Annotated in this window: 7 protein-coding genes and 1 riboswitch; of the genes, 5 read left to right on the plus strand and 2 right to left on the minus strand. The window is 69.3% G+C overall.

Annotation, left to right across the window (positions count from 1 at the left end):
- Positions 1–157 precede the first annotated feature (157 nt).
- From GUY60_RS28580 to GUY60_RS28600, 5 genes are all read left to right on the plus strand, one after another.
- A complete protein-coding gene (locus tag GUY60_RS28580) occupies positions 158–874 on the plus strand; it encodes a DUF6185 family protein (protein ID WP_161702942.1) in 717 nt (238 codons plus the stop codon).
- A gap of 315 nt (positions 875–1,189) precedes the next feature.
- A riboswitch (cyclic di-AMP (ydaO/yuaA leader) is annotated at positions 1,190–1,364 on the plus strand.
- A 2-nt stretch (positions 1,365–1,366) separates the two neighbouring features.
- The gene (locus tag GUY60_RS28585; protein WP_161702944.1) at positions 1,367–2,143 is read left to right on the plus strand and encodes a LysM peptidoglycan-binding domain-containing protein; all 777 of its coding nucleotides are present in this window, start codon (positions 1,367–1,369) and stop codon (positions 2,141–2,143) included.
- Between the two features lie 498 nt (positions 2,144–2,641).
- Complete coding sequence (locus GUY60_RS28590) at positions 2,642–4,060, plus strand: family 2B encapsulin nanocompartment shell protein (protein WP_161702946.1); 1,419 nt, start codon at positions 2,642–2,644, stop codon at positions 4,058–4,060.
- 134 nt (positions 4,061–4,194) lie between these two features.
- Positions 4,195–5,601 (plus strand): family 2 encapsulin nanocompartment cargo protein terpene cyclase, encoded by a 1,407-nt coding sequence (locus GUY60_RS28595; protein WP_161702948.1) that lies wholly within the window; start codon positions 4,195–4,197, stop codon positions 5,599–5,601.
- 18 nt (positions 5,602–5,619) lie between these two features.
- A complete protein-coding gene (locus tag GUY60_RS28600; protein WP_161702950.1) occupies positions 5,620–6,513 on the plus strand; it encodes a geranyl diphosphate 2-C-methyltransferase in 894 nt (297 codons plus the stop codon).
- Positions 6,514–6,600: 87 nt separating this feature from the next.
- Here the strand turns inward: GUY60_RS28600 and GUY60_RS28605 are convergent, their stop codons facing one another.
- Together GUY60_RS28605 and GUY60_RS28610 are read right to left on the minus strand one after the other, a co-directional pair.
- Positions 6,601–7,989: an NAD-binding protein gene (locus tag GUY60_RS28605; protein WP_161702952.1), complete on the minus strand. Its 1,389-nt coding sequence runs from the start codon at positions 7,987–7,989 to the stop codon at positions 6,601–6,603.
- A 291-nt stretch (positions 7,990–8,280) separates the two neighbouring features.
- Positions 8,281–9,459, minus strand: a complete 1,179-nt coding sequence (locus tag GUY60_RS28610) for an acyl-CoA dehydrogenase family protein (RefSeq protein WP_161702954.1) — start codon at positions 9,457–9,459, stop codon at positions 8,281–8,283.
- Between the last annotated feature and the right edge of the window lie 44 nt (positions 9,460–9,503).

Below are 9,503 nucleotides of genomic sequence, written 5' to 3' on the forward strand. Positions count from 1 at the left end.
CTCATGGGCACCCCCCTCAACCCCCCGGACCCGAGGCGAACCGAACGAAGGCAACGACCCGAGCGGCCCAAGCAACCCAAGCAGCCCGAACGACCCGAGCGCGCCGCAGGTCGGCGCGTCCGACTCGCCTGGTCGACGGGACGCGTTCTGGCAGGGGTTGTTCGGGGACGTACCGCCGAAGCGGAGCGACCTGGAGCAGGAGTTGAGCGACCTGCACAACTGGCCCGCCGCCGCAGGCTCCGACCGGCTGCCGGGGAATGTGTCGGTCGTGGACGCGGCGTTGGCACTGGGCCCGGCGGACACATGGTGGGCCAACGGCAGCCGCTGTGCCCGCCTGGCCTTGATACCGGCTGTTCCGGCGGCGCTGCTTCTCGTCTGGGTCTGGAACGTGCGGGGAGAAGCGTGGCAGGCCACGCTCCATTCGCTGTTCGGCCTGCCGGGAATGCTGGTGCTGTTCGTCGGGGAGACGGTGATGTTCACCGGCTCGGCCTTCGTACTCGGTGCTCTCTGGCGCCATCTTCCGGGGCGGCGAGGACCGGCCAAAGCCCTGCCCGTGGCACTCGCCGTCGCCTTCCCTGTCGGCCTCGACTCGCTGGTGTTCCGCTTCACGGATGAAAGCACCGCGAATCTCGCCCTGGCGGTGTCGGCGATGCTTTTCGTGCTCACGGTCACCGGAATCGCCGCCGACTTCGACACATTCCGCGGTGAACGGCGTTACTGGCAGAGCCGATTGGGCCTGCTGCTGTCGATCTATCAGATGCGCTACTACTCGCTCCAGGTCGCGTATCTGATCGCCCAGGTCATCGCGATGATCACGATCTGGGAGTTCTTCGCGGCCCCTGACGTGGCACCGGAGCCACCAGACACGAAGTAGCCGCACCCGTGTCCGTTTTCGTCAAGGACGGCACGATATAGGGCTACTCATTCCTTATGCGGAAGACTCGCCATATTGCGCAGAATTAATAGCGAATAGCTCACCCCTTCAGTGAAATGGCTCACTCCCCGGGGCGCGACCTTGCGAGCCGCGCCGCGCATTTTCGGTCCACGGAACGGAAGTTGGGCCTTTCGATCAAAGAATGCGGGAGCCGCCCGCGCATTCCCCATTCGGAATTCAGGTCTTTTCCGTCCGGCATTTCTCGCCTAACGTCACCATCAATCCGGACGGAACGCCGAATCCTGCCGCTGTCCGGAAAACCTCACACCGACTCACTACGTGCGGCAGGAGCGGGGGACCCAGGTAAGCCGCCGTCCCGGATCCGCCACGGATTCCGGAACGGCTCGGGGTGAAGTCGCACACGCAGTGCGACCGGACATCTCCCGTCCGAACCCGACAGCTCACCTCGTAGGCGCCGGAGAGGAATGCGTCATGCCCGCACAGGGAAAGCATCGCCGCACCAAGTCCCGCTCGTCGCTCACCCGGGGCATCGCCCTCGTGGGTACCGGCGGGGCCGCGCTCGTACTCCCCGTGCTCGGCGCGACCGCCGCCGGTGCCGCACCGGCCGCCACCGCCCAGGCCGCCACGGCACAGCCCGGCACCGCGCAGGCCGCCAAGCCCGCCGCCGCCCCTAAGAGCTACGTCGTCGCCGCGGGCGACTCCCTCTCCACCATCGCCCGCGAGCACTCCGTGAGCGGTGGCTGGAAGCAGCTGTACGAGGACAACCGCAGCGCCCTCGGCGACGACCCGAGGCTGATCCGCCCCGGCCAGAAGCTCACCCTCGGCAAGAAGGCCCCGGAGAAGCCCGCGGAGAAGCGCGCGGACCGCTCCGAGCGCAAGAGCACCCTCGCCGCCGAGCCCGTCGCGGCCCCGGCGAAGAAGGCCTACACCAACGACCTCGACGGCTGGATCAACGAGTCGCTCGACATCATGGCCAAGCACGGCATCCCCGGTACGTACGAGGGCATCCACCGCAACATCATGCGCGAGTCCTCCGGCAACCCGCTGGCCATCAACAACTGGGACTCCAACGCCGTGGCCGGGACCCCGTCCAAGGGGCTCCTGCAGGTCATCGCCCCCACCTTCGACGCGTACCACGTGCCCGGGACGTCCCTCGACAGCTACGACCCGGTCGCCAACATCACCGCCGCCTGCAACTACGCGGCCGACAAGTACGGCTCGATCGACCAGGTGAACGGCGCGTACTAGACCAACCCCTCTCCCCCCACCCCGAGCCCCGGCACGCCACGCGTCCGGGGCTCAGGTGTGCCCGGGACCACACACGTCGCACCCGCACCAACCGGCGTACCAACCCCCGTACCCCTGACCGGACTTGACCCCGAGCGTCAACCCGCTGACGCAACCGCTCCTCTACCACCTCGCGGGAGCACTGGCCGACCCGCACCGGGTGGCCCATGCGGCGCGTGCGGCCTGAGTTGAAGCCCTGGAGCGTGACCTGCAGGGCGTCGGCGTGTACGAGTGCGGCTCGAACACGGCTGAATTTCATCGGTACCCCGGCAAACACCGAACCGAGCATGATCATCGCATCGAGTTAATGTCGTCGGCTCCCCATGGCCTGACGGGCGAAGTGGCCACTAGCGTTCCTAGCGATCTCGACGGATTCGCTCGTCGTCCCCACCAACCACCTCCGTGACGCGTGGCGCCCGCATGCGCCCAACTCCGCTCTGACCAAGGAGAGTTCGCCCGATGACTGTCGAATCGAGCCCGGAAGCCCAGGCGAACGTCGAGGTGCCCCGGCAATCCAGCCTGGGTACGGCGGCCGCCCGTAACCTCGCCACCACGACCAAGTCCGCACCGCAGATGCAGGAGATCTCCTCCCGTTGGCTGCTGCGGATGCTCCCCTGGGTGGAGACCAAGGGCGGCGCCTACCGGGTGAACCGCCGGCTCAGCTACACCGTCGGAGACGGCCGGGTGGAGTTCGTCCAGGACGGCGCCGGGGTCCGGGTGATCCCCCGCGAGCTCGGTGAACTGGCCCTGCTGCGCGGCTTCGACGACGTGGACGTGCTGACCGCCATCGCTGACCGGTGCGTGCAGCGCGAGTTCAGCAGCGGCGAGACCCTGGTGGTGCGCGGCACCCCCGCCGACCAGCTCCACCTCATCGCGCACGGGCGCGTCAGCCAGACCTCCGAGGGCAATTACGGTGACGAGGTCGCCCTCGACGTACTCGCTGACGGGGACCGGTTCGGGGAGCACGTGCTGCTCGACGACGACGCCCGGTGGGAGCACACCGCGATCGCCGAGACCGCCGGCACGCTGCTGACCCTGTCGCGCGCCGACTTCGCCGCCGTACTGTCCTCCGCGCCCCAACTCCGCGCACATCTGGAGGAGTTCACGACCCGCTCCACCCAGCGGCAGAACCATCGCGGCGAGGCCGAGATCGCGATGTCGGCCGGTCACACCGGGGAGCACGAACTGCCCGGCGCGTTCGTGGACTACGAGCTGAAGCCGCGTGAGTACGAGCTCTCGGCCGCGCAGACCATTCTGAAGGTCCACACCAGGGTGGCCGACCTCTACAACCAGCCGATGAACCAGACGGAGCAGCAACTCCGGCTCACCATCGAGGCGTTGCGGGAGCGCCAGGAGCACGAGCTGGTCAACGACCGGGAGTTCGGCCTGCTCCACAACGCCGACTTCAAGCAGCGCATCCAGACCCACTCCGGCCCGCCGACCCCGGACGACATGGACGAACTGCTCTGCCGTCGGCGCGGCTCCAAGTTCTTCCTCGCGCACCCCAAGACGATCGCGGCGATCGGGCGTGGGTTCAACGCGCGCGGGCTCTACCCGGACCATGTCGACCTCGGCGGCCAGCAGGTCCCGGCCTGGCGGGGCGTGCCGATCCTGCCCTGCAACAAGATCCCGATCACCAAGGAACGGACCAGCTCGATCCTCTGCATGCGTACCGGCGAGGACGACCAGGGCGTCATCGGTCTGCGGCAGACCGGCCTGCCGGACGAGTACGAGCCGGGTCTGTCGGTCCGCTTCATGGGCATCGACGAGCAGGCGATCACCTCGTACCTGGTGAGCACGTACTACTCGGCGGCCATCCTCGTACCGGACGCGGTCGGCGTCCTGGAGAACGTGCAGATCGGCCACTGGCCCAGGTAGGGATCGATCCGCCCTGACGGGCGCGGTGCCATGTCCGGTCCTCCGGGCCCTCCGGGTCCCCGGGGTTCTCCGTACCGCCCGCGCCCGGCCGCAGGGCCTCGGGGACAGCCGCCCAATTCACCAAGGAGCTACGGATGTCTGCGCCTGAGCCGACACCTCCACAGTCGAGCCTGCCGGCGGCCGCTTCGCACTTCGGGGCGCAGTTGCTCGCGGACGCGGCGGCCCGCGTCCACGATGTCGCGGCCGTCTTCGGCGGCACGCCCGCTGCGTCTTCGCCTCCCGGCCTGCCGACCGCCGACGTCACCCCTTCCGTCGGAGCCACGCCTCACGTCGAGGCCACGGCTCACGTCGAAGCCACGTCTCCCTCGGCCACCTCGGTCGCCTCGGCCGCCTCGGTGCCCCCGGCGGGCGACGCGCTGGCGCGGGTGCTGCGGGGCCCGAACGGCCTGGGCACCCAGGGCCTGCGCCTGACGCCGCGGGCCGAGCCACCGACCGCCGCGGACCTGGCGGCCGCGGCGGACCCGGTGCACCCTGCGGCCCCCGCTGAGGCGAGTCCCGCGCAAGGCCGGCCGATCCCGGGGCTGTACTTCCACCCCGTGCCCGAGCCCGACCCGGTGCGGGTCGAGGAGCTCAGTCAGCGCATCAAGTCCTGGGCGCTGAACGAGGTTTCCCTCATTCCTGACGACTGGGAGGACCAGTTCGACGGCTTCTCCGTCGGCCGCTACATGGTCGCCTGCCACCCCGACGCGCCCACCATCGACCACCTGATGATCGCGACCCGGCTGATGGTGGCCGAGAACGCGGTGGACGACTGCTACTGCGAGGACCACGGCGGCTCACCCGTCGGCCTGGGCGAACGCCTGCTGCTCGCGCACACCGCGCTCGACGCCCTGCACACCACGCGGGAGTACCAGCCGCAGTGGGAGGAGTCGCTGCACGCGGACGCGCCGCGGCGTGCGTACCGCTCCGCCATGGAGTACTTCGTGCAGTCCGGCACCCCCTCCCAGGCCGACCGGTACCGGCACGACATGGCACGGCTGCACCTGGGCTATCTCGCCGAGGCCTCCTGGGCGCAGGAGGACAAGGTGCCCGAGGTGTGGGAGTACCTGGCGATGCGTCAGTTCAACAACTTCCGCCCCTGCCCGACCATCACCGACATCGTCGGGGGTTACGAACTCCCGGCCGACCTGCACGCCCAGCCGGCCATGCAGAAGGTCATCGCCCTCGCGGGCAACGCGACGACCATCGTGAACGACCTGTACTCGTACACCAAGGAACTCGCGGCTCCCGGGCGGCACTTGAACCTGCCCGTGGTGATCGCCGAACGCGAGGACCTCTCCGACCAGGACGCCTACCTGAAGTCGGTCGAGGTCCACAACGAGCTCATGCACGCCTTCGAGACGGAGGCCGCGGCCCTCGCCGCGGCCTGCCCGGTGCCGACGGTGCTGCGATTCCTGCGGGGCGTGGCCGCGTGGGTCGACGGCAACCACTACTGGCACCAGACCAACACCTACCGCTACAGCCTGCCCGACTTCTGGTAATAACTCCCGGTTAGAGAAATGGACTCATCTGTGACCAGCAGCACCGAACTCACCGCCACCGCCACCCCGCGCATCCCTAACCCGGCGACGCCCTACCAGGGGGACATCGCCCGCTACTGGGACGGCGAGGCCCGGCCGGTGAACCTGCGGCTCGGCGATGTCGACGGTCTCTACCACCACCACTACGGCATCGGCGCGGTCGACCACGCGGCGCTCGGTGACGCGCAGGACAGCGAGAGCGAGAAGAAGCTGATCGCCGAGCTGCACCGACTGGAGTCGGCCCAGGCCGAGTTCCTGCTCGGGCACCTCGGTGATGTCGGGCCCACCGACACTCTGGTGGACGCCGGCTGCGGCCGCGGCGGCTCGATGGTGATGGCGAACCAGCGCTTCGGCGCCAAGGTGGAGGGCGTCACGCTCTCGGCCAAGCAGGCCGACTTCGCCAACAACCGCGCCCGTGAGCTCGGCATCGACGACCAGGTGCGCGCCCAGGTGTGCAACATGCTGGCCACGCCCTTCGAGACGGGCCAGGCGGCGGCGTCGTGGAACAACGAGTCGACCATGTACGTCGACCTGCACGACCTGTTCGCGGAGCACTCGCGCATCCTGGAGGTCGGCGGCCGCTATGTGACCATCACCGGCTGCTGGAACCCGCGGTACGGCCAGCCCTCGAAGTGGGTCTCGCAGATCAACGCGCACTTCGAGTGCAACATCCACTCGCGCCGCGAGTACCTGCGCGCCATGGCCGACAACCGCCTCGTACCGCAGGCCGTCATCGACCTCACCCCCGACACCCTCCCCTACTGGGAGCTGCGGGCCACGTCCTCGCTGGTCACGGGCATCGAGGAGGCGTTCATCAACTCGTACAAGGACGGGTCCTTCCAGTACGTCCTGATCGCCGCCGACCGCGTCTGATCCGGTCGGGGACGCTGCTGCGGGGCGCCGGGGAGCCATGTCCTCCCGGCGCCCCGCGGCGCGCGCGTACCGCGCCGCCGTCGGAGGTCATGCCCCAGGACGTGAGGTCATGTCCCAGGACGCGAGGTCGACGACGCGGTCGTCGGCGAACAGCGCGCAGGTGCGGCCGTCCGCCACGAAGACGCTGCGCAGTTCGGCGTCGAGGACGGTCGCGGCGACGAACGTGCTGACGATGAGCGGGAAGTCGCAGACGGCTCCGATACGGAACAGCGACTGCGATTCGGTGGTGACCGCGTCGCCGCCCGCACGCAGCACGATGCGCTGTTGTTCGCCGGCGACGGCTCGGGTGGCGACCGCGACGGCGATGTTCTCCAGGTTGTTCGAGGAGACCGCGGCGAGGGCGCGAGCGCGTCGTACCGAGAGGCGTTCGAGCAGGAACCGGTCGCCGCCGCGGCCGATGACGACGGGGATGTCGAGGGAGCGGGCCAGCGGAAGGCAGACGGCCTGCCGGTTGCGCTCGACGGCGACGACCTTGACGCCGAGGTCCCGCAGCCGGGCCGAGAGACGCAGCCCGACCTGGCCGAGGCCGACGACGATGACGTGGTTGCGGCGCGGGATGGACCGGGCGCCGAGGATGCTGGTCATGCGGTGTCCCGTGAACCGGTCGACGACACCGGCGGTGAACACGGCGGCGAGGACGAGGACGCCGATCATCGAGGTGGCGGAGAACACCTTGTACCAGCCGGGCCCGTGCTCGGCGGCGTGCGAGGAACCGATCGTGGTGAGCGTGCGGGCCGCGTTCCACACGGCCTCGGTCCAGTGCTCGTGCAGAACAAGGATGCCGAGCGCGACATCCACGGAGTAGGCGAGCAGCAGGGCGGCCAGGCTCGCGACCAGCGCCTTCGCCGAGGTGCCGAGGGAGCGGAACCAGGTCCCGACAGGGCTGCGCGGGTGCGGCCCGGGCGTACCGGCCAGGGCCCGTCGCGACAGGTACTCGACGTGGGTGGCCACGCCTTCCCGCCGTACGCCCACGAGCTCGTCGCCGACGGGCTGCAGCATGGCGTACCCGGGAGCGAGACAGCTCGCCAGGAGGCTGGGCAGGATCGCGTCGGTCATGCTCAAGACCGTGCAATTGGGGACAGTTCGGGCGACCTCCTCGGCGACGGTCCGGTCGAAGATGGTCACGACCAGGCGGACGCCGGGCTTGAGGTGTTCGGCGAGCAGCGCGTAACGCAGGGCGACCATGTCGTCGTGGGACACGATGGCGATGCTGTCGACGGGGCCCTGCAACTCGCGCCGCAGGGTGTCGTCGTCGGGGCGGGGCAGACGGTGCGCGGTGCTCCCCCAGCGTTCGACGCAGTCGGCGGCGGAGCGGCCGAGGATCTCGTCGTCCTCGATGATCACTATGTCCCGGCCGGTGGCGGGGATGTGCGGGCGCGGGTTGCCGCGCCGCTCGCGGGTTATCTGTGAGCTCAAGCTGTCGGCCTCTCTACGACATCGGGGCCGATGGCACCCTTTGATCCGGAAGGCGCGGCAGTGCCTGATCGAGGCTGGCGCATACGCTTCCGCACTGTCCGGTAAGTCCGGTGTGCGCACCCCGTACGTTCGCGCTCACGGGGTGAGGAGCGCGGCCGAGGGGCGGGGATGAAGCGGCCTTCTTTCTAGCAGCCGCCTGCGGTGACCCGATTCGTCAGCGTGTACAAAACCGCGAGGCCGACTCTGCGCATCTGTCGAATGTGCGCGGCCCGCTCTGTCGCGTACAGGCGGCTACAGGCCCAGGTCGCGCGCGACGATCTCCTTCATGATCTCCGTGGTGCCGCCGTAGATGGTGGTGATGCGCGAGTCGAGGTAGTCGTGGGCGATGCGGTATTCGCGCATGTAGCCATAGGCGCCGTGGAGTTGGAGGCAGCGGCCGACGATGTCGACGTAGTGCTCGGTGGCCCAGAACTTCGCCGCCGCGGCGTCCACGGCGCTCAGTTCGCCGCGGGAGTGCTTGGCGAGCAGGTCGTCGATGTAGGTGCGGCCGACGCGTGCCGTGGTGACCATGTCGGCGAGCTGGAAGCGGGTGTTCTGGAACGAGCCGACGGTCCGGCCGAACGCCTTGCGCTCCTTGACGTACTCCACGGTCCGTTCCAGTACGCCTTCGATGGAGGCCATGGCGTTGGCTGCGATGGAGATGCGTTCCTGGGGCAGGTTGCACATCAGGGCCTTGAAGCCGGAGCCTTCCTCGCCGAGCAGGTTGGCGGCCGGTACGCGGACGTCCTGGAAGAACAACTCGCTGGTGTCCTGGGCGTGCAGCCCGACCTTCTCCAGGTTGCGGCCGCGCGCAAAGCCGGTCCTGTCGGCCTCGACGACGAGCAGGCTGATCCCGCCGTGCCGGTCGGGTCCTGTCCGTACGGCGGTGACGACCAGGTCGGCGTTCTGGCCGTTGGAGATGAACACCTTGCTGCCGTTGACCACGTAGTCCCCGGCGCCGTCGCGGACCGCGGTGGTGGCGATGCCCGCGAGGTCGCTGCCGGTTCCGGGCTCGGTCATGGCGACGGCGACGATCAGTTCGCCTGCGGCGATGCCCGGCAGCCAGCGGGCCTTCTGCTCGTCGTCGGTCAGGTCGGTGAAGTAGGGCACGACGATGTCGTTGGAGAGGCCCACCCCGGCGAGGCCGTCGGAGGCGGAGTGGCGGGAGAACTCCTCGCCGATCACCGCGTTGAAACGGAAGTCGGTGACCCCGCCGCCCCCGTACTCCTCCGGGATGTTGAAGCCGAGGATGCCCGCGCGGGCGGCCTCCTGGAACAGTGCCCGGTCGACCTTGCCCTCGGCCCGCCAGCGCTCGGCGTGCGGGGTGGCGTGTTTGTCGGCGAACGCGCGCACCGTGTCGCGCAGGAGCTCGTGGTCGGCGTCGTAGAGGGACCGCTCGGCGGAGATCGCACTCGTCGTCAGCGTCGTCATCAGGACTCCGGATCTGGTGCTGGGGCTGGCGCTGGGGCTGGGGC

It is taken from the genome of Streptomyces boluensis, assembly GCF_009908195.1.
GTDB lineage: Bacteria > Actinomycetota > Actinomycetes > Streptomycetales > Streptomycetaceae > Streptomyces > Streptomyces boluensis.

Bases quoted from the DNA above. Each gene is read 5' to 3' on its own strand.
- GUY60_RS28590 (WP_161702946.1), top strand. From the start codon at position 2,642: ATGACTGTCGAATCGAGCCCGGAAGCCCAGGCGAACGTCGAGGTGCCC.
- GUY60_RS28595 (WP_161702948.1), top strand. From the start codon at position 4,195: ATGTCTGCGCCTGAGCCGACACCTCCACAGTCGAGCCTGCCGGCGGCC.
- GUY60_RS28585 (WP_161702944.1), top strand. From the start codon at position 1,367: ATGCCCGCACAGGGAAAGCATCGCCGCACCAAGTCCCGCTCGTCGCTC.
- GUY60_RS28610 (WP_161702954.1), bottom strand. From the start codon at position 9,459: ATGACGACGCTGACGACGAGTGCGATCTCCGCCGAGCGGTCCCTCTAC.
- GUY60_RS28600 (WP_161702950.1), top strand. From the start codon at position 5,620: ATGGACTCATCTGTGACCAGCAGCACCGAACTCACCGCCACCGCCACC.